Source organism: Streptomyces cinnabarinus (genome assembly GCF_027270315.1).
Lineage (GTDB): Bacteria > Actinomycetota > Actinomycetes > Streptomycetales > Streptomycetaceae > Streptomyces > Streptomyces cinnabarinus.
In genome coordinates this window covers 8,034,898-8,054,706 of the sequence record NZ_CP114413.1, presented here as the reverse complement: position 1 = coordinate 8,054,706, position 19,809 = coordinate 8,034,898, and the positions used below count along the sequence as shown (strand labels likewise).

Here is a 19,809-nt window from a genome sequence, read left to right as displayed (position 1 = left end):
AACTCCCGCCCGCTGAACGCCTCTTGGCACCACTACGTACTAAGGGCATCCGTAGCCAACAGCCGGCGGACGGCACGGGTCGGCGCACCGCGAACACGGCGCTTGCGACAGCGGTCGATGCGGAGGCAGCAATGGGAAGCCCAGCTCTGAACTGGACGCTGGCGGCGGTCGCCGCACTCGTGGCCGTCGTGAGCGCGGCCCGGCTGGCCGCGGCCGACAGCACAGAGGTGCGGTTCACGGCCGGAGGCGACCTCGTCATGGGCACCGGCATGGCCGCGATGTTCCTGCCTGCGACCGCGGCCGGCTTCGGGGACCACAGCGGGTGGTGGGTGGCCGCGTTCGCCACCGTCGGCCTGGGCGGCGCGGCCCTCTCCGCACGCCAGGCTCGACTGCACGGCTGGCGCCACGGCCGCCGCTGGGCACACCACATCATCGGCAGTGCCGCCATGGTGATCATGACGCTCGCCATGCCGGGTACCGATTCCGCGCCGGTCCTCGCACTGGGCGAGCACTCCATGGCCGGCATGAGTCACGGACACGGGCATGGATCGGCCGGGACGACCAACGCCACGGAGGCGGCGGGCATGACCGGGATGGACCATGCCTCGGGGATGACCGGACACGACATGACCGCCGGCGCCACCCACAGCGCCGCGGCGGGAGGCGCGGCTTCTGTGTGGCGCATCGTCCTGGTCGCACTCGCTGGGTATTTTCTGCTCTCGATCGTCGCGTCCGTGTGGGCGCGGGTCCGCGGTACCGGCCGGCGGGCGGGTGCCGGTCGCGGTGCCGGGCGGAACAGTTGGGCCCGGTGGCTTCTCGCCCTGCCCGACGCGATAGTGGTCCTTGCTGCGTCCCTGGCCATCTCCGTCTGGGACAGGGCCCGGTCCGGAGGTACCAGGCGCCGGACGGGCGCGGCAACGGGCAGCCGAAGCCGCCGCCGTCCGCCGGGTACATCGCCGGACGCGGCCCTGACGGCCCACATCGGCATGGGCGGCACGATGTGCGCCATGCTCGTCATGATGGCCGTCTGACCGTCCGCTGCCGCCCCGTACGCATCGGTGCTCTTGATGAACCCCTTGTTCAAGGTGCGAGCGGTCCGCCCAGCACGTCCAGGACGGTCCCGCCGAGCAGCCCGAGGACGACGGATCCGGTGGCCGCCCCGTAGGCGACGACGGCAGCTGATCCTGACGTCGCACCCGGATCACCCACGGGTCCGCGTGCGAGAAACGCCGACGCGATCCAGCGCAGGTAATAGAAGAGCGAAGCAGCGGTGTTGGCGGCCGCGACGACCGCCAGCCATGCGTAGCCGCCATCGAAGGCCGCGCTGAAGGTTTCCAGCTTGCCGAGGAAGACAGCGGTCGGGGGCGTGCCCACCAGTCCCAGCAGACAGACGACGAGCGAGGCCAGCAGTGCCGGGTGCGTCCGTGCCAGACCCCGGTAGTCGTCGATGGTGTGCGCTCGGGGAAGTGCGCAGACGACGGCGAAGGCGCCGAGGTTGGTCAGCGCGTACCCGGCCAGGTAGTACAGCAGCGCTTCCTGATCGAGGTCGGTGCGTCCGGCGACGGCCACCGGGAGCAGGAGATAGCCGACCTGGCTGATGGTGGAGTACGCGAGCAGTCGTTTGACGTCCTGCTGGAAGAACGCGGCCAGGTTCCCCAGCGTCATCGACGCCACCGAGAGCAAGGCCACCAGGTCGGCCCATGGCAGGTCGGCGTCCGCGAGCGGCACTGCGGCGAGCCGATAGACCGCCGCCAGGGCGCCGATCTTGGGGATCGTGGTGAGGAAGGCGGCAACAGGCGCAGAACTGCCCTGGACGGCGTCCGGCACCCAGAAGTGGCTGGGCACGGCTCCGGCCTTGAACAGGAGACCGGCGAGCAGGGCGAGCGTACCGACCGCCACGAGTCCGGGCGCGGCCTCGGCGAGTCCGGTGCCCAGCATCGGATACACCGTGACTCGCCCGGCGGCGAGGAGGATGGTGACGCCGGCGAGCATCACGACGCCGAGGAAGGCACCTACGACGTAGAACTTCAGCGCCGCCTCGGTGCCGGGACCGTCCTTGCGGAACCCGGCGAGCGCGTAGGCGGGCACGCTGGCCAGCAGGTAGCCGGCGGCAAGAAGGAGCAGATCCTGGGCTCCGGCCAGCGTCAGGGCGCCTGCCGAGGCGAGCTGGAGCAGGACGTAGAACTCCGTCTCGCGCGGGTCGGCGTACAGGCGTGGCATGGCGAGCGCGAGGACCAGCAGCGTGGCGCCGAGGATGACGATCCTGCTGGTGGCCGTGAGCGTGTCCAGGGCGAAGGACTCGCCGAATGCCGTCTCCACCGGCTTGGTCGCGGCCGTCGCGGCGGCCACGATCCCCACGACGCAGGCCGCGCCTGCCAGGGCTCCGGTCAGCCACTGGCGGCGGCGCGGCAGCCACGCGCCGAGCAGCAGACCGAGTACGGCCGAGGCGGCGAGCAGAACCTCGGGCAGGAGGTCGAGGGGATTCTCGTTCATCCCGGTCATCTCGTTCATCGCGCCAGCAGATCCAGCACGGTGCGCGAGGCGGGCTCGATGACGTCCAGGACGAACCGGGGAGCGAGGCCGAGGACGACGCCCAGTGCCAGCAGCGGGACGATCGCAAGTCCTTCGTGGACGCGCATGTCGGGGAACGGCCGGTCGGCGCCGGGCGCGGTGACCGGTAGCCGCAGCGGTCCGAGGAAGACCTGTTGCAGGGCGCGCAGGAACAGGCCCGCGGTGAGCAGGATTCCGAGGACGGCCAGGCCGGTGGCGACCGGCTCCGGCCCCAGGCTCCCGGTGAGGATCTGGAACTCGGCGATGAAGCCGGAGAAGCCCGGCAGCCCCAGCGAGGCGAAGGCAGCGACGCCGGTCAGCGAGGCGAGGACGGGCGCCCGTCCGGCCACGCCGGAGTACGCGGACATCTCGTACGTACGCCCGCGCTCGTACAGCACGCCGGACAGCAGGAACAGCGCCCCGGTCAGCAGCCCGTGACTGACCATCTGGAAGACCGCACCGGTGACGGCCAGACGCCGGGCCTCCGCCTGGTCCGCTCCCACGGCCCCGGCGGCACCGATGGCCAGGGTGATGTAGCCCATGTGGTTGACGGAGGTGTAGGCGACCATCCGTTTGAAGTCGGTCTGCGCGAGGGCGACCAGCGCGCCGTACAGCACGGAGACCACGCCGACGCCGACGAAGACGAGGGCGTACTCGCGCCAGGCGTCGGGCAGGACGGGCATGGCGATGCGCAGGAAGCCGTAGGTGCCCATCTTCAGCAGCACCCCGGCGAGGATCGCCGACCCGGCGGCCGGGGCCTCGGTGTGCGCGGGTGGCAGCCAGGTGTGGAAGGGCACGGTCGGGGTTTTCACCGCCAGTCCGACGGCGATGGCCAGGAGGACGAGAGCGCCGTATGTCGCGCGTCCGGCCGTCGGGTTGGAGTCGGTCAGCTCGATGATGTCGAAGGTGTGGGGTTCGGCGGCCAGGTAGAGGCCGATGAAGCCGAGCAGCAGAGCGAGGGAGCCGAGGAAGGTGTAGAGGAAGAACTTCAGGGCGGCGCGGGCGGCGCCCCTGTGTCCCCACCCCGCGATGATGAAGTACATCACCACGATGGACAGGTCGAAGAAGACGAAGAAGAGGATCAGGTCCAGGGCGGCGAACAGGCCGAGGCAGGTGGTCTGGAGGAACAGGAACAGGGCCGCGAACTCCCGGGGCCGTCGAGTTTCCCGCCAGGCGTACGCGGCGCAGGCGAGGAACAGCACGCAGGAGACGGCCACCAGGGGCAGGGACAGGCCGTCGACGCCGACGTGGTAGCTGATGCCCGCGCTGGGGACCCAGCGGGCCCGGGTCTCGTACTGCATGCCCTCGCCGTGCTCATAGCCCGCCCAGACGATCACCGTCAGGATCAGGTCGGCTGCGGCTGTCGCCGCCCAGGCCGTCAGGAACAGGCCGCGGGGGGCGCCGCGCGGCACGCACAACAGGAGCGCCGCCATGGCGGTGGGGAGCAGGATGATGGCCGTGAGCACGACGGTCACCTCACAAGGACGAGGACGACGGCGAGGACGGTGAAGGCGGCGACCGCCTGAGCGAGGTACTGGTGCAACTGCCCGGTCTGCGGCCGACGCGCCCAGCGACCGAGCGCACGGGTGCCGCCCGCCACCCGCTCCACGGCACCGTCGACGAGCCCCTCCACATGAGTGTTGGTCCACTGCGCCAGCCGGACCGAACCGCGGGCCACGCCCTCGACGGCACCGTCCAGCACCTGGTCGTCGAAGGCGGACAGGGCAGCGGCGAGACGCATGACCGGGCCTGCGAGCAGGGCTCGTGCCGCGTTCTCCAGGCGCAGCCAGTCTGCGGCCCAGGCGGCGATCCGGCCGGGGAGAGCGAGGAGTTGGGGTCCGCGCATCCACACGAAAGCGGAGACGGCCAGCGCGAGCCCACCGGACAGAACCAGCTCCCAGGCCTCCGGGGCTGGTTGTCCGCCGCCGAGCACCCGCTCGACCGCGTCCCGTACGGGCGGGAAGCACGTGACCGTCAGAGCGGCGCAGGAGACGGCCAGGGTGACGAGGGGCAGCCGGGTCGCATACGGCAGTGGCTCCGCGGTGTCGTCCGGTACGACAGCAGGCCGCCAGACGAACCAGAGGGCCTTGACGCTGTAGACGGCGGAGATCACCGCGCCGGCCAGCCCGACGACGTACAGCGCCGCGCTCTCGTCGAGTGCGCCGGCGAGGAGTACGTCCTTGGCCGCCCACAGGGACAAGGGCGGGACCCCTGCCAGCGCCAGGGCTGCGACGGTGAAGGTGATCCCGACCGTACGGTGCCGCCGGGCCGCGCCACGCAGCGTGGGCAGCGCCTTGGTGCCGAGGGCCGTCAGCCACGCACCGGTGACGAGGAAGGCCAGGCTCTTCGCGGCCGCATGGGCGATGAGCTGCAGGGTTCCACCGGTGACCGCTCCGGCCCCGGCGGCGAGCACCATGAAACCGATCTGGGCACAGGTCGAGGCGGCAAGCAACTGCTTGAGATCGGTCTGCGCCACGGCGACCAGGCCGAGGACCACCGCCGTGACCGCACCCGTCCACGCCACCAAGGGCCCGCCCCAGCCGGACCGCGCCAGCAGCGGCTCCAGCCGCAGCAGCAGATACGCCCCGGCCACCACCATCGTCGCCGAGTGCAGCAGCGCGGAGACCGGGCTCGGCCCCTGCATGGCCCGGGACAACCAGAAGCTGAACGGGAGTTGGGCCGACTTTCCGAAGGCCGCCACGATGACGCCGACCGTGATGACCGCCGACCACGCGCCGGTCGCGTCCGAGAGCGAGCCGAGGGCGAGGGAGCCGACCTGCCCGCTCGCCAGCGCGGCCCCGGCGGCCAGATAGAGGCCGAGGTCCGCGGCGCGGGTGGTGAGGAAGGCCGTGGTGGCGGCGTCCCCGCGCTCGGGGTCGTGCCACCAGTAGCCGATCAGCGCCCAGGAGGTGGCGCCCATCACCTCCCACGCCATCAGCAGGACCGGCAGCGTGTCGGCGGTGACCGTCGTCAGCATCGCGCCGGCGAACAGCAGCATCAGCCCGAAGAAGCGGGCACGTGCCTCATCCGCCGCGATGTCCGCGACGCTGAACAGGAGGACGACCGCGGTCACCGCCGTGACGGTCACGGCCATGAACCCCGACAGCCCGTCGACCGCGAGCCCGGCGGGAAGCCCTTCCAGCAACGGCGCCTCGACCCGAGGGTGCCCGAACGCCACCGCGACGGCGAGGCCGAGCGCGGCAACAGCCGTACCGACCGCGAAAGCGGGGGCGTACCGGTCCGCCGGGCGGCCGACGATCACCAGCAGTGTCCCCACCGTCAGCGGCAACCCGACGAGCGCCCACAGCAGGGCGCTCACTCCTTCAACTCCGCCACCACGTCGGTGATGTCCGCCTCACGGAACCGGAACAGCGCGGTGACCACGGCGAAGCCCATGGCCATCTCCACCGCCATGACCGTGACCGCCAGAACGACCAGCACCTGCCCGTCGGCAGCGGCCGGGGCGATGTAGCGCCAGACTGCCGCCGCGCCGACGATGATGCCGCCCAGCATCAGTTCGAGGCCCATCATGAGCATCACGATCGACTGCTGGGTGAGCGCGCCGAACAGGCCGATGCTGACGAGAGCCGCCGCGAGCAGCAGGAAGAGCTCCAGGTTCATCGGCCGATCCCTCCCCGTACCGGGTCGTCGGCGGTACGGGCCTTGAGGTCGTCGCCGAAGCGGTCGTAGCGGCCCCGGCGGGTGGCCAGGGCGACTGTCGCGACGATGGTGGCGAACAGGGCCAGGCCCAGGGTCATCATGGTGAGCATCTGAGGACCCATCAGCGACAGTCCCAGGTCCATGGTCGGATCGGCCGACGGCCTGCCGCGCCGGGACGGCCACGGAGCGAGCAGGATCCCGATGGCGAGGACGACGAAGACCGCCGCGCTGATCACGGTCGCGGCCTTCGTGTTGTGCACCATGGTCATGGGCATCAGGCCGACCGGGTTCATCATGTACATCACCATGAACACGGCCATGATGGCCATCTCGATGGTCATCATCAGCACGATCACAACCCCGAGGTAGTCCAGCCCGAGCAGCAACACCGCACCGCCCACGCACAACAGAGAGGTGAGCAGCGCGTACGTGGCCCGGGCCATGGAGTCGAGCCGGAACACCATGGCCGCGCTCATCACTGCCGTCAGGGCCAGCACCCAGAAGACCACGGCGTCCAGCACGGCACTCACCTCCTCATCGGTTCAGGACGACGACGGCCACGGCCAGGGCCTGAAGCAGCGTCAGCGGCACCAGCACCAGCCACGCCAGCTCCATGTACCGCTCCATCCGGAGCGTGGGCACCAGTCGGCGCCCGGCCACCAGCAGCGCCAGCACGGCCGTGGTCTTGAGCAGCGTCCACGCCCAGCCAGGCATCAGCGGGCCATGCCCGCCGCCCAGGAACAGCGGCACGCTGAAGCCGGCCGTCACCACGAGCAGCGTCCACCGGCCGCCCAGCAGCACCAGCCGGTCCACACCCGCCAGTTCGACGGCGGCGCCCCCAGCCGTGTCCCGCGCCAGCGGGTAGGCGAACGGACCCCAGAAGGCCATCGCGAGCGCGCTCAGTAGATAGACGACGAACGCGGCCGGCATCCACACCACGAACCACAGCCCGTCCTGCGCCGCGACCACATCGCTCACCCGTAGCGACTCGGCTCCCAGGGCGGCGGTGGTGATCGCGAACATGTGCGGCATTTCGTACGCCAGCCCCTGCGCCAGGAACCGGTACCCGCCGATCAGCGACATCGCCGAATTCTGTCCCCAGCCCGCAAGCCAGACCGCCGCCCAGGCCAGCGCCTCCATCGCGTTGAACCACACGATGCCGACGGACGGATCGCTCACGGAGCGGAAACCCCACGGGAGTACGGCACCGGCGAGCACCGCGGCCACCGGGACCAGCATCACGCCCAGCCGTCCGAGGAGCCGGTCGGCGGCCGTGGTCCGGCGGGGCTGCTGGACGAGCAGCCGCAGGGCTTCGCGTAAGGGTGCCAGCGCCCGCCGACCGATATCCCGGACGCTCCCGGCACGGCCAAGCTCGGCCTCTCCGGTCAGCACCGCGTCGAGCCCGGCCGTGATCGCAGCAGCAACGGCCAGGGCCACAGGAAGGACGACGGTCGCCCACAAGGGCGCCGCATCAGGCATGGGCCGCTCCTGACACGGAGGTGAGCGCGAGTTCATCGAGGTCGGGGTCCAAGCTCGCCACAATGATCCGCGCGCAGGCGAACTCAGCTCCGGTCAGCAGCTCCGGAAGGATGTCGAGCAGTGCCCGCGATGGCGGCTGCGGCCCGTCCAGGCGTCCTCGCGGGCCGGTGAAGTCGTGCGGCCCCAACGGCCGTTCGTCGTCGAGCGCTTCGAGGCCGCGCTCGATCTCGTCCAGCCAGCTCCGCAGTCGGTCGTACGCGTCCCCGTCCGCCACGAGGGCGGGCCCGGTCACCCCTGCCTCGCCCGCTCTGATGGAGGGCAACTGCCCCAGCCCGGTGATCGACCACCGCAGGGTGTGTGACCGCCGCGCTCTGCGCAGTACCGCGCGCAGGTCGGCTCCCACCTCTTCGCGCGGCGCTCCCGACAACACATCGTCCCGCAGCCGACGGCACCGCCCGGCGACGCCGTCCAGGCCGACGACAGCGAGCAGCCGCCCCACACTGTCCAGATGCGCGGCACAGCGCCGACGCTCCGCACTTCCCCTGGCGACTTCCTCGCCGTGCGCCGCGCGCAGCCATGGCTCGTCCCAAAAGGGCAGTCGTGGGCCGGACAGTACCGGGAGACGGCCCACCTGGACGTCCTGTACGACGTCACCTTGCAAAGTGAGTCGGAGAACGAGCCCCGTGGGCCAATCGGTCAGGCAAGGGCCGATCGGCACGTGCAGCTGATCCAGTCTCAGCTCGTCACGGTCGTCTCCCCGTTCGGCCATGGGCAGGCCCGCCACGTCCCCCATGACATGCATGTCGTGGCCGTCATGGCTGGGCTGCGCCGCCCGACCGCCGGACTCGCGTTCCGCGGCCTCCCACTGCTTGCCTTTGTCGGCCCCGCGCGGAGCAACCGCTTTGCCGGCCAGATCCCCTCGCGCCCTCTGAAGCGCGTGCGCGGCATGCCCGGTCTCCTCGACCGTGATGCGCACGGCCGGCTCCGGCATCGACCGCTCAATGTCGTCCAGCCACTCGGCGTCCCGTGACACCGGGTTGCCACAGACGACCATCAGGTCGGCGTGGGCCGGGGCGCCCGCCACCGGCCATCCCTGCCGACGTACCTCTGCCTCCACCTCCAGCCGGATGTCGGTCGCTGCGGGCAGTGCGACCACCAGCACCGCCGGGCGCCGCATCGCCGTATGCCACAGGAGGCCCCTCAGGTCCACCGCAGGGCTCCCTCACGCCAGGCGTACGCCACCGCGGCGAAAAGGATCCCCAGGAAGAGGAACATCTCCACGACCGCCGCGGTGCCCACCTCCGAGACGACCTTCACCCACGGGTACATGAAGAGCATCTCCATGTCGAAGGCCAGGAAGATCATGGTGACCGCGTACCAGCGCACATGAAACCGGGATACGGCGTGCTCACCCGGCCTGAGGCCCCCGGCGAACGAACCGGTTTCGAGGAGAGTCCGCCCTGCCGCCAGCCACAGGCCCAGTCCATACAGGAGAGCCAGTCCGGCGACGACCACTCCGAGAAGGACCAGCATCGGCTGCCATGCGTCCATCCCGCCTGACCTCCGTGCTCGGCGTCATACGGCTCATGGTGCGCGACCGGCTCGTTCGGGCCCTGGAGGCGCGACCTATGGCATCGAGTGGGGCAACCGTCGTCTGGCGCATCGACGGAAGAGAGCCGGTCTCACCGACCGGTCTTCGAACACCTGCACCCTGATGCGCCGCGACGGTAGCGGAACGGTGCCCGGTCGGCACCAGGACGAGATGACGGGGCGCATGAGCTACAGGGCCAAGGCGGAACGAGGTGTGGTCGGGCGCCTGTGCCTCCTGCTGCTCCTTGCCCTCGGTCTGATGCACCTTCTCGCCCACGCGGGCGATACCGGCCTCGCCTCCGAGCGGGAGACCGCCACACATACCCACACCGTTCACTCCGAGCCGACCACACCAGAACCGGTCACGCGGAGGACGGGCACGCTCACTGAGGCGGTGAGTCACCGGCTGCGCCGTAGGTCGAAGTGGGCCGTGGCCAGGACGGAGCCGTCGGCGGCCAGCAACTGGACGCCGGACGCCGTGTCCGGGTCGACTCGCGCAGGGGCTCCCCAGTAGCCACGGCCGACGTCGTCGAGGGAGAACTCCCCGATGTGGACCGATGTGCCGTCCGTACGCTCCAGCCGGCAGCTGACCCTTCCGGCTGCCGGATATCGGGCGGGCGGGCCCGCGGCCTCGGAAGCGGACTCCTCTCCTGCCCGGCTGCCGGATCCGGACCAGTCCCGGCCCAGGTGGACCGACATGTAGACCCAGCCCGGAGAGCCGGTGTAGGCGAAGATCCGGCCCGCCGGGCGGTGGTCGGGGGTCAGCAGAGGCGCTGCCAGCAAGTCCTGCTCCGAGCCCGCGGGCTCCGAACTCCGCGACGAGGGCGTCGACTCTCCGTCGACCGCCGTACCGACGGCCCAGCCGCCGAAGCCGAACCCGAGGGCGATCACGGCGGCGGCAGCGACGGCTGCCCCGGTCCGGGGTCGCCGCCGTCGCGCCGGCCGGTTCAGGCGCAGTCCGTCCATGACCCGTGTCTCGAAACCGGAGGGCGGCTCGCTGTCCGGCAGGAGCGAGAGCAGTGCGTCCGCGACGAGCGACAGCTGCTGGACGTGCTCCCGACAGGCGGGGCAGCGGTCCAGGTGGGCTATCGCGTCGGCGCGCTCCTGCCCGTCGAGGGAGCCCAGTGCCAGCTCGTCGGCCACGGCCCTCAGGCTCTCGCAGTCCCGGTCAGTCATGATCGGCTCGCCCGGGTGCGAGAACGGTGCGCAGCTTCCCCATCGCCGTCCTGATCCGTGTCTTCGCGGTGCCCAGGGGAATCCCTTCACATGCGGAGATCTGCCGTGCGGTCATCCCGTAGATCCGGGCCATCACCACGGCCCGCGCCTGTTCACGTGGCAGGTCTGCCAGCGCTGCCCGTATCCGCGATGCCGCCTCGTCGGCCAGCGCCCACTGTTCCGGCGTCCAGGTCACGGTGGAGAACAGCGCGTCGAGGTCCTCGGGGGAAACCGGGGTCGCGTTGCGCGCGCGGACGGCGTCGATCGCCAGATTGTGCGTAATGGTGGCGAGCCAGGTCTTCACCGATCCGCGCCGGGAGTCGTAGACCTGCGCGTGCCGCCAAGCCCGTTCGAATGCCTGCTGGGCGATGTCCTCGGCAAGTTGGGGGTCGTCGACGACGGCGACGGCGATACCGAAGACCATGCGCTGGAATCGGCGGACGAACGCGAGGGCGCTCTCCGGGGCGCCGGACGCCAGTCCCGCCAGCAGTGCCTCGTCCGAGAGCTGCCCGAGTGGCAGGCCCGTTCTCCGCATACCAGTGGATACGGCCAACCTCGGCGAACGGATTCCCCCGATCGAACGCGGGACCACGACCTCATTCTCCCGCCTGCTCCCGCCTGCCGGAAATCCCCCTGCGTGACCGGTCCGTACCCCAGGTCAGAACGATTTCTCACGGAGGGCCGAGACATGACGACGACGCTCATGACGTTCGGGCGCAGGTACGTCGGGCCCGGGATGGCCGCAGGAGCGCTGGCGGGGATCCTCGTGGCGTGCGGCGGCGGAGACGACGGCGGTGCCGGCTCGGCCTCGCCGGCCACCCGGGTGGATGTCACGATGACCGACTTCGGGCTGCGACTGTCCCAAGCCGCACTGGCGGCGGGCGACTACACCTTCGTCGCCACGAATGACGGAAGCCACGACCACGCCCTGGTGATCGAGGGGTCCGGAACGGACGGCAGGACGAGGACGCTGGAACCCGGAGAGTCGGCGAACCTCACCATCACACTGAAGGACGGCACATACGAGGTCTACTGTCCCGTCGACGGGCACAAGGACATGGGCATGAAATCCGAGCTCACCGTCGGTGGCACCGCTTCACCGGACAGCGACACCGATACGAACGACGGCTACGGCTACTGAGCGCCGGGGCGACGACCACCGCTCCAGGCTCCGGACAAGGCTCACGCAAGGGGCCGCCCGTCACCGGTACCCCGGCGCCGGACGGCCCTTCGGTGGTTCGCTTGCCCTGTTGCGGTGTGCGGGCACTCGATCATCGCCCTGATACGGCGGCCTTCTCACCCTGCGTCCCCGAAGGCGCCGTGTCCTGTTCCGCGGCGGCCGTCGCCGCCCCGTCACCGCGCATCAGCAGCAGGGTGACGAGCCCGCCCACCGCGGCGATGGCGGCGGCCCAGGCGAACGCCGCGCTGAAGCCGTCCGTCAGCGCGGGCAGGTTGCCCAGCCGACCGGCGCCCTGCGACGTCGCCACCGCGGTCAGGGCCGCGAGGCCGAGTGCCGAGCCCACCTGGTACGTGGTGTTGACGATGCCGGAGGCCAGGCCCGCCTGGGCCTGCGGGGCCCCGGACATCGCGGCCATCATCGCCGGGATGTAGGCGAGCGACATGCCCAGTGCGGCGACCAGCGACGCGGGCAGCACGTCGATCACAAAAGTGCCGGTGGGCTCGACGGCCGACAGCCACAGCAGCCCGGCCGAGAGCACGAGCAGTCCGGCGCCGATCAGGGCCTTGGCCCCGAACCTCGCGAGCAGCCTCGCGGTGATCGTGGTCATGAAGATCATCAGCAGGCCGGTCATCGGCAGCAGCGCGGCACCCGAGGCGAAGGCGCCGTAGCCGAGAACCTGTTGCAGGTAGAGGTTGAGGAAGTACCACATGGGGATCCACGCGGCACCGAGCAGCGCCATCGCGAGGTTGGCCGAGCCGAGCCGCGGGACGCGCCAGATGCCGAGCGGCATCAGCGGTTCGCGCAGCGTCTTCTGGATCACGAGGAAGAGCGCGAGCAGCACGGCGGCGCCGACCAGTTGAAGCACGGTGCCGGTGGAGAGCCAGCCAGTCTCCGGCGCGCGGACGATGGCGAACACGGCGAGCGCCAGGCCGCCGGTGACCGCGGCCGCTCCGAGCACGTCGACGGCACCCCGGCTGCTGCCGACGGCGGGCAGGAGCCGGGTGGCGGCGAGGGTGGCGACGCCGATCGGGACGTAGATGACGAAGATCCACGGCCAGCTGAGCCACTCGGTGAACACACCTCCGAGGAACACCCCGGCGGTGCCGCCCGCCGGGGCCGCGGCGCCGTAGAGCGCCATGGCCTTGCCGAGTTCCTTCGGGTCGTGCGCGAAGAGCATCATCAGCAGCGTCATGGCGGACGGCGCGATCAGCGCACCGCCCACGCCCTGCACGGCCCGGCCGACGACCTCCACCCAGGCGGTCTGCGCGGCGGCCGCGACGATCGAGCCGCCGATCAGCACGACCCATCCGGCGCTGAAGATCCTGCGCGCGCCGATCAGGTCGGACAGGCGGCCGCCGAGCAGCAGCAGTCCGCCGAAGGCGATGACGTACGCGTTGAACACCCACTGCAACTCGCCCTGCGAGAAGCCGAGGTCCTTCTGCATCTCGGGGAGCGCCACCCCGATGATCGACGTGTCCATGATCACCATGAACTGCGCGGTGGCCAGCACGAGGAGTGCCCACCAGCGTCTGGGATTGATGGCCGACATGACTCCCACCCCTTCCTTTATACCCCCTAGGGGTATCTGACGACTGCACCGTAACATACCGGTGGGGGGTATGCGAGCGGCGTGAGCCGGGATAGATCATTCGATGGGGCCGCCTTGTTGCCGGTGCGGCCGCGCTTCCACATCTCAGGGGGATTCCATGACCGCCGCACGTGACGCGGTGCCGGGACTGGCCGCCAATCCGTCCGCGCCCGCCGACGTACTGCTGCGTATCGTGCCGTCCGAGCACGACTGGAACATCGTCACGCGGCTCGTCTGGCGCGAGTCGCTGCCGGCCGAGGTCGGGGAGGCGCTGGTCACCCACCCCGACCGCCGAGTGCGCGGCGCGCTCTCCGAAGGCCCGCGGGTCGACCCCGAACTGCGGGCCAGGGTCCTGGACGGGCCCGCCTCGGACGCCGTTCTCGTCGCCGTCGGCCCGTTCCCCTACCGTGCGACGGTCCCGCCCCTGCCGGACCGGGCGTACGAGCGGCTGCTGAGCCACGAGCGGGGCCTGGTCCGGCACGAGACGGCGATGTCCGCCCATGTCCCCGTCCACGTCCTGGTGCCGTTGGCCACGCACGAGGACCCGGTGCTGCGGCGGGCCGCGTGCCGCCGCGTCTGGTCCGAACTCCCCGACGACGTGCGCACCGCGCTCCTCGACGACCCGGACCCCGAAGTCCGCCGGGCCGCCGCGCTGCGCGTCATGCACGAGGACGCCGCACGCACCGCCTGGCTCGTCGAGACGCTCGCGGACGACTGGCGGCTCGGGGATGTACTGGAATCCGGCCTGCTCACCCGGGAGTTGGCCGAAGGCATGATGGGCCGCTCCGACGGCAGGCACCTGGACCGGCTCGCGCTCAATCCGGCCTTCCCGCCGGACCTCGCGGCCCGGCTGGCCGATCACGAGGATCCGCGGGTCCGCCTCGCGGTCTCCGCCCGGCCTGAGCTGACGGAGGATCAGCGGGCCGCGATCGACTGGACGGTGGCGCCCGACGATCGGCTGGACACCCTGAAGTGGGTGTGGCGCTCACGCGGGGACGAGGACGTACTGCGCCGCTGCGCGCACTCGGCGCACACCTGGTTGCGGCGCTCCGCCGCGATCTGCGAGGAGCTGCCCGAGGACTGCGTGCGACTCCTCGCGGACGACGAGGACTTCGCCGTACGGCTGCTGCTCGCGGAGTGGCATCCGAAGGCGCCGCCGGAGCTGCTGTACGACCTGTATCTGCATGGTGAGCACCGTGCCGTCGGCATGCTCGTCCACCGGCCGGGGTTCCCGTCGGCCGGGCTGGCGGCGCGCTGCGCCGACGCGGAGGATCCGCGGGAACGCGCCCTCGCGCTGCGCGATCCGGAGGCCACACCGGACCTGGTCGAGCGGCTCAGCCGGGACGCTCACCCGCGCGTGCGCGAGGCGGCGGCCCTCGACCCCAGGCTGCCGGTGCCCAGGCTGGTCGAACTGATCCACGACCCGGAGGACGCCATTCTGGCAGCGACGAATCCTTCGCTGCCCGTGGCGGAGATGCGGGCCCTGCTCGACCGGGCGGGGGTGCCGGAGCGGAAAGCTCAGGAGAACCTCTGAAGTGCCCGGCCCGGGGATTGCGCGCCCGTCCCGCCGGTGACAACACCCCCACCGGAAGAGGGTTCTGAGAACGGGGGACGGTATGAGAACGGGGGCGCGCAGGACCGCGACGGAGAACGGGGGCACGCAACTCGGGATGTACGACGTCGCCTTCCTCGCCGGGCGGGAGGAACGGGTGGTGGACAGCGCCGTGATCGCGCTGGCGGAGCGCGGACTCGTCGTCGTCAGCGCCGCGCGGGTGCGTGCCCTGGGCGACGAGACGCCCGAACAGGCCGTTGAGCGCGCGGTGTTCACCTCGTGCCCGCGCAGCAGAAGCATCGCGGCCGTCCGGCGCGCGCTGGAACACTCCTCCCCGGTCGAGGAGATAGGCCGCCGACTCAGCGCCCGGGGCCTGCTGAGCCGCTCCGGCCGTCGCCTCACACGGCGTGGCCGACGGATGCTGAAGGCGGCCGCGCGGGACGACGGCCTGCCGTCCTACGTCCTCGAAGGGCCCACAGCCCTGCGGCCGGGTCCGGTCCGGCGCGGTGTCATGGCCGGTCACACCGTCCCCGCGGGACTCGGGCGGCACCTGGTCCGTATGGGCAAGGCGCTGGACGACGAGGGCCCGGACACCTCCGCGGGCTCGGACGGCGGCTTCGGCTGTGGAGGAGGCGGCGGCGGATCGGACTGACGTCGACCGCGTTTGTCCGCCGCATCCGGCCGCCGGGCGAACTCCAAGGTCATGACACGATGTTGATCGTGAGTCAGGACATACAGACCCGAGGAGAGGCGCTCGTCGCCGCAGCACGCGCCGACGACGCGAAGACCGCCCGCCGGCACACGGACTTCTTCGTGCTCGGCCATCGCGTGGACGAAGGCATCCCGTACTGGGAACAGGCGGTGGCGGCAGGCGACGCGTTCTCGCACTACACCCTTGCCCGGTACCGGAAGATCCGGGGGGACCGGCCGGCGGCGGAGGCCCTCTACCGCGCCGTCGCCGACCGCCACTCCGGATGCGCCTACGGACTCGGCGTACTGCTCAAGGAGAACGGCGACCCGGAGGCCGCCGAATGGTTCCGGCGCGGCTGGGAGAACGGCCGCGACCTGAACTGCAAGATCGAGCTCGGCAAACTGCTCGCCGCCGAGGGACAACTCGACGAAGCGCCGAAGTTCCTCATGAGCGACATCGAGCTCGGCGACATCGCCGTCTTCCGCTGGGTGCAGCTCTTCGAGTCGATCCGCAAGGAGTTCGACCACGTCGCCGCGGACCTCGACGCCGCCGAGGCGGCGGCGGACGGGGACGCGGCCGCGGCGGCCCTGCGACCGCTCTTCGACCTGGAGAAGCACTTCCGTGACTACCCCGGCCTGACCGTCGAGGCCGCGGGCTACTACCGCCGTGCCTCGGCGCTCAGCCCGTCGGCCCGCGTGGACCATGCCGTGTTCCTGACGGAGTCGGAGACCACCGGCGACGCCGCCTGGCCCGAGGCGCGCGCGCTGCTCGTCCAGGCCCACGAGGAGGGCTACGAAGGCGCCCGGTACATCCTCGGAGTCCTCCACGAGCAGCGCGGTGACCTCTCCGACGCCGAGCACTGGTACGGCCTCGCGGCCACCGGCGGACACCCGGCCGCCCAGTGGCACCTCGGTGTCCTCTGCAAGCGGCAGCGGCGGTTCGACGAAGCCGAGCGCTGGTTCCGTGAGTTCGGGGTGGACGACGAGGACGTGGTCGCGCAGCTCGACCGGATCGCCGCGCTGCGCGAGGCGGGCGGCACCGCGCCCGGCAAGGACCTGCGCAGGCTGCCCGCGCTCCGCGAGCGCGCGGAGGCGGGCGACGTCCACGCCTCGTACGCGTACGGGAAGATCCTCTGCGACTGGGCCGGCGCGGCCGACCGCCACGTGGTCCGCTGGATCGAACCCGCCGCGCAGGCCGGTGATCCGGAGGCCGCGTACGACCTCGCGGAGCTTTACCGCGCGATGCGCAGGCAGCCCGCGTTGCGCGATGACTGGTACCGCAGGTCCGCCGAGGCGGGACACCATGACGCATGCAACGAGATGGGCTGGCTCTCCGAGCACCACCGGGACTACCAGGAGGCCGAGCGCTGGTACGTGCGCGCGGCCGAGGGGGGCTCCTCGCTGAACGCCATGCTCGCGGGCAAGCTGAAGGCCCAGCGCGGCGCGCACGCCGAGGCGGAACCCTATCTCCGCCAGGTCTGGGAAGAGGACAGCGACGCCGCGCACCGGACGGAGGCCGCGGGGTACTACGGACTCGTCCTGCACCGGCTCGGCCGACTCACGGAAGCCGTCGAACCGCTGCGGGCGGCCGCCGCGAAGTGGGACGAGGACGTGCGCGCCCGCTACAGCCCGGACGACCTGACCGTCCTGGCCCGGACCGCCGACCCGGCGAAGGAACTCGCCGAGGTGGAAGCGGCGTTGGCGGCGGAACAGTCCTGACCGGCCGCATCAGGGCCGCTGCGAACGGGGCACTCGCCGCACCCAGCGGGTGAGATAGGCGTCGAGCCCCGCCAGGTCCGCGCCCTCGGCGACGTAGCCGAGGTGGCCGTCGGGGCGTACGAGAGTGTGCGCGACGCCGGGCCAAGGGCTCTGATCGCCGATCCGGTGCACGGCGACCAGGTCGGCCCGGCCGTCCAGCAGCGGGGCGAGTCGCTGGTCGGGCCAGGTGCTCGGCGGGCCGGTGAGGAGCAGGTGCCAGCCCGTTCCGGCGGTCCGGGCCTGCAACCCCCGGGGCAGGTCCGGCAGCCGGTCCCCCGCTCGCGGTCCACGCCGGGGCCGGCGCGGACCCGCGGCGGAGAGCGGGCTGCGGCGGTAGTGGATGCCGAGCTCGGAGACGGTACGGAAGAGCCGCCCGCGCAGCGGCCTCACGCGCAGCGCCAGCGGAGCGAGCTGCGGGGCCAGCCGGTTCCGGGCGAAGCGGATGGCCGGGTTGTCACTGGTGGCGACGGTGAAGGCGCGATCGGTGAGACGGCGGACGAGTCGGCCGACGGGGACCCGCTCGGCCTCGTACGTCCCCAGCAGTTCCTCGGGCGCGGCGCCCTGGCACACCAGGGCGAGCTTCCAGCCGAGGTTGAGGGCGTCCTGGATGCCGATGTTCATCCCCTGCCCGCCGGCGGGGCTGTGGATGTGGGCCGCGTCCCCGGCGAGGAAGCCGCGTCCGGCGCGGTAGTGGGCGGCGCCGCGGTTGTGGAGCCGGAAGTCGGTCATCCAGGCCGGGTCGCGCAGCAGGGGGCCGCCGCCGGCGTACCGGCCGGTGATCTCCTGCAGCAGGGGCAGGGTCACCTCCGTGTCCGGCACATCGGGCGGCCGCATCGCGAGCAGCCGCCAGGTGGCGGGCGAGCCGAGGGGGAAGAAGAACAGCATCCCGCTCCCGGTCAGGTACGAGTGCACCGCCCCCTTCGGCTCCAGGCCCTCGACCTCCAGGTCGGCGAGGAGGAACGTCTGCGGATAGGCGTACCCCTCGAAACCGATGCCCGCCTGCTGCCGGACGGTGCTGTGGGCGCCGTCGCAACCCACGACGTACCGCGCCTCGACGACCTCCTCCGCACCGTCGGGACCCCGCAGCCGGCAGACGGCATACGAGTCCTTCGGCGCCGGCGTCTCCATCCGAACCAGCTCGGTGCCACGCTCGATCGGCACGTCCCGCGCGGCGAGATGCCCGGTGAGGACCCGCTCGGTCTCCGCCTGGGAGAGGAACAGCAGGAAGGGATACGCGGTGTCGGTCAGGCCGATGTCGAAGAGCCGCAACGACACGACACGGCGGGGCAGATGCACCCGAAGCTGCATGGCGGTGACACCGAGGGCAACCAGCTCGTCCGCCACCCCGACCCCGGCGAGCGCCTCCAGCGTCCGGGGCTGAATGACCAGCGCCCGGGACTCCCGTACCCGGTCGAGAGACCGGTCGACCACCCGGAACCGAGCCCCGTACGCGCTCAGCTGCGCGGCCAGTGCAAGCCCGGTCGGACCTGCGCCGACCACCAGCACATCCAGTGGTGCCGTCATGAATCCACGGTAGCGACACCCCTCGCTACGACGTCAACGCACGCGCCCCCGGGGCTTCAGCGGTGTCACCGGCAGCTCGGGGGCGGGCAGCGGCGCACCGTCGTACCCCTTCACCTCGCCGAACCGGGTGCCCGACATCCAGTCGCTGCGGGCCTGCTCGATCTCCTCCTGGGACCGTCCGATCCAGTTCCAGAACATGATCAGTTCCTCCTCGAAGGGCTCGCCGCCGAGGAGCATCAGGCCCGCGTCCGACTCGGCGCGCAGGGGGAGTTCGGTGCGGCCGCAGCCGAGATAGAGCATGGAGCCGGGGAGCACGGGGACGCCGTCGACTACGGCCTCGCCGGACATGGAGAGGACGGCGTACTCGAAGTCCGGCTCCAGGGGGAGGCGTACGTCGGCGCCCTGCGCGAGGGTGAGGTCGGCGCCGACCAGAGGGGTGTACGTCGTTCCGGGGGAGCTCGCACCGTCGAGGCCGCCGAGGATCAGGGTGGCGGTGAGGCCCGGCGCGGTGACCGTCGGCAGTTCCGTGTGGTGCTCGAAGCGCGGCTCGGTGTGGCGGTCGCTGTCGGGCAGGGCGACCCAGAGCTGCGCGCCGTGCAAGTAGCGGGCGTGGCCGCGAGGACTTTCCTCCGAGTGGCTGATCGCCCGGCCGGAGGTCATCAGGCCCAGTTCGCGCGGGCGGATCGTCTGGAGGCTGCCGGTGGAGTCGCGGTGCAGGACCTCGCCCTGGTGCAGCCAGCTCACCGTCTGGAGCCCCATGTGCGGGTGCGGCGGCACCTGCATCCCGGGCTCGTCGGCGATGTCGTCGGGGCCGTAGTGATCGACGAAGCACCAGGCGCCCACCATGCGGCGACCCAGGTTGGGCAGCAGTCGGCGCACTTCGGAGGACTCGCCGAGCTTGACCCGGCGAGGGCTGAGGAGTTCCCGTACGGGCTCCGCCACGACGAAGCCACGGCCACCGCACACCGCGGGCACGGCCTCGCGATCAAGATTGCTCATACCGCCCAACCTAGCCGCGCGGGA

At 71.5% G+C, this 19,809-nt stretch carries 18 protein-coding genes; 5 read left to right on the top strand and 13 right to left on the bottom strand.

Annotated features, from left to right (window positions below; translation table 11 throughout):
- Positions 1–131 precede the first annotated feature (131 nt).
- Complete coding sequence (locus STRCI_RS36345) at positions 132–1,031, top strand: DUF5134 domain-containing protein (RefSeq protein ID WP_269663242.1); 900 nt, start codon at positions 132–134, stop codon at positions 1,029–1,031.
- Between the two features lie 49 nt (positions 1,032–1,080).
- Here STRCI_RS36345 and STRCI_RS36340 read toward each other — a convergent pair whose 3' ends face one another.
- From STRCI_RS36340 to STRCI_RS36295, 10 genes are all read right to left on the bottom strand, one after another.
- Positions 1,081–2,502: an NADH-quinone oxidoreductase subunit N gene (locus tag STRCI_RS36340; protein ID WP_269664734.1), complete on the bottom strand. Its 1,422-nt coding sequence runs from the start codon at positions 2,500–2,502 to the stop codon at positions 1,081–1,083.
- Positions 2,503–2,507: 5 nt separating this feature from the next.
- Positions 2,508–4,016: a complex I subunit 4 family protein gene (locus STRCI_RS36335; protein ID WP_269663241.1), complete on the bottom strand. Its 1,509-nt coding sequence runs from the start codon at positions 4,014–4,016 to the stop codon at positions 2,508–2,510.
- Positions 4,017–4,021: 5 nt separating this feature from the next.
- Positions 4,022–5,869 carry an NADH-quinone oxidoreductase subunit 5 family protein gene (locus STRCI_RS36330; RefSeq protein ID WP_269663240.1) on the bottom strand — a complete coding sequence of 616 codons (1,848 nt, stop codon included), beginning with the start codon at positions 5,867–5,869 and terminating at the stop codon, positions 4,022–4,024.
- Positions 5,866–6,171 carry an NADH-quinone oxidoreductase subunit NuoK gene (locus STRCI_RS36325; RefSeq protein ID WP_269663239.1) on the bottom strand — a complete coding sequence of 102 codons (306 nt, stop codon included), beginning with the start codon at positions 6,169–6,171 and terminating at the stop codon, positions 5,866–5,868. The genes STRCI_RS36330 and STRCI_RS36325 overlap by 4 nt, the downstream gene beginning before the upstream one ends.
- On the bottom strand, positions 6,168–6,731 hold the full coding sequence (locus STRCI_RS36320) for an NADH-quinone oxidoreductase subunit J (RefSeq protein ID WP_269663238.1): 564 nt from the start codon (positions 6,729–6,731) through the stop codon (positions 6,168–6,170). The genes STRCI_RS36325 and STRCI_RS36320 overlap by 4 nt, the downstream gene beginning before the upstream one ends.
- A gap of 13 nt (positions 6,732–6,744) precedes the next feature.
- Positions 6,745–7,689, bottom strand: a complete 945-nt coding sequence (locus tag STRCI_RS36315; protein ID WP_269663237.1) for a complex I subunit 1 family protein — start codon at positions 7,687–7,689, stop codon at positions 6,745–6,747.
- Positions 7,682–8,899 (bottom strand): hypothetical protein, encoded by a 1,218-nt coding sequence (locus STRCI_RS36310; RefSeq protein ID WP_269663236.1) that lies wholly within the window; start codon positions 8,897–8,899, stop codon positions 7,682–7,684. Before STRCI_RS36310 ends, STRCI_RS36315 begins: the two co-directional genes overlap by 8 nt.
- Positions 8,890–9,240, bottom strand: a complete 351-nt coding sequence (locus tag STRCI_RS36305) for an NADH-quinone oxidoreductase subunit A (protein WP_269663235.1) — start codon at positions 9,238–9,240, stop codon at positions 8,890–8,892. Before STRCI_RS36305 ends, STRCI_RS36310 begins: the two co-directional genes overlap by 10 nt.
- Positions 9,241–9,678: 438 nt before the next feature.
- Positions 9,679–10,455, bottom strand: a complete 777-nt coding sequence (locus tag STRCI_RS36300; protein ID WP_269663234.1) for a hypothetical protein — start codon at positions 10,453–10,455, stop codon at positions 9,679–9,681.
- The gene (locus tag STRCI_RS36295) at positions 10,448–11,029 is read right to left on the bottom strand and encodes an RNA polymerase sigma factor (protein WP_269663233.1); all 582 of its coding nucleotides are present in this window, start codon (positions 11,027–11,029) and stop codon (positions 10,448–10,450) included. Before STRCI_RS36295 ends, STRCI_RS36300 begins: the two co-directional genes overlap by 8 nt.
- Before the next feature lie 153 nt (positions 11,030–11,182).
- On the opposite strand from STRCI_RS36295, the gene STRCI_RS36290 reads away from it, so the two are divergent.
- Positions 11,183–11,635 carry a cupredoxin domain-containing protein gene (locus STRCI_RS36290; RefSeq protein ID WP_269663232.1) on the top strand — a complete coding sequence of 151 codons (453 nt, stop codon included), beginning with the start codon at positions 11,183–11,185 and terminating at the stop codon, positions 11,633–11,635.
- A gap of 130 nt (positions 11,636–11,765) precedes the next feature.
- Here STRCI_RS36290 and STRCI_RS36285 read toward each other — a convergent pair whose 3' ends face one another.
- The gene (locus STRCI_RS36285) at positions 11,766–13,223 is read right to left on the bottom strand and encodes an MFS transporter (RefSeq protein ID WP_269663231.1); all 1,458 of its coding nucleotides are present in this window, start codon (positions 13,221–13,223) and stop codon (positions 11,766–11,768) included.
- A gap of 157 nt (positions 13,224–13,380) precedes the next feature.
- Between STRCI_RS36285 and STRCI_RS36280 the strand changes: the two genes are divergently transcribed.
- The 3 genes from STRCI_RS36280 (at position 13,381) to STRCI_RS36270 (ending at position 17,223) form a co-directional block, all read left to right on the top strand.
- Positions 13,381–14,796 carry a hypothetical protein gene (locus tag STRCI_RS36280; protein WP_269663230.1) on the top strand — a complete coding sequence of 472 codons (1,416 nt, stop codon included), beginning with the start codon at positions 13,381–13,383 and terminating at the stop codon, positions 14,794–14,796.
- Between the two features lie 82 nt (positions 14,797–14,878).
- The gene (locus STRCI_RS36275; RefSeq protein ID WP_269663229.1) at positions 14,879–15,466 is read left to right on the top strand and encodes a TIGR04222 domain-containing membrane protein; all 588 of its coding nucleotides are present in this window, start codon (positions 14,879–14,881) and stop codon (positions 15,464–15,466) included.
- Between the two features lie 59 nt (positions 15,467–15,525).
- Complete coding sequence (locus STRCI_RS36270; RefSeq protein ID WP_269663228.1) at positions 15,526–17,223, top strand: tetratricopeptide repeat protein; 1,698 nt, start codon at positions 15,526–15,528, stop codon at positions 17,221–17,223.
- Between the two features lie 9 nt (positions 17,224–17,232).
- Here STRCI_RS36270 and STRCI_RS36265 read toward each other — a convergent pair whose 3' ends face one another.
- Positions 17,233–18,786: an FAD-dependent monooxygenase gene (locus STRCI_RS36265; protein WP_269663227.1), complete on the bottom strand. Its 1,554-nt coding sequence runs from the start codon at positions 18,784–18,786 to the stop codon at positions 17,233–17,235.
- Between the two features lie 33 nt (positions 18,787–18,819).
- A complete protein-coding gene (locus STRCI_RS36260) occupies positions 18,820–19,785 on the bottom strand; it encodes a pirin family protein (RefSeq protein WP_269663226.1) in 966 nt (321 codons plus the stop codon).
- Between the last annotated feature and the right edge of the window lie 24 nt (positions 19,786–19,809).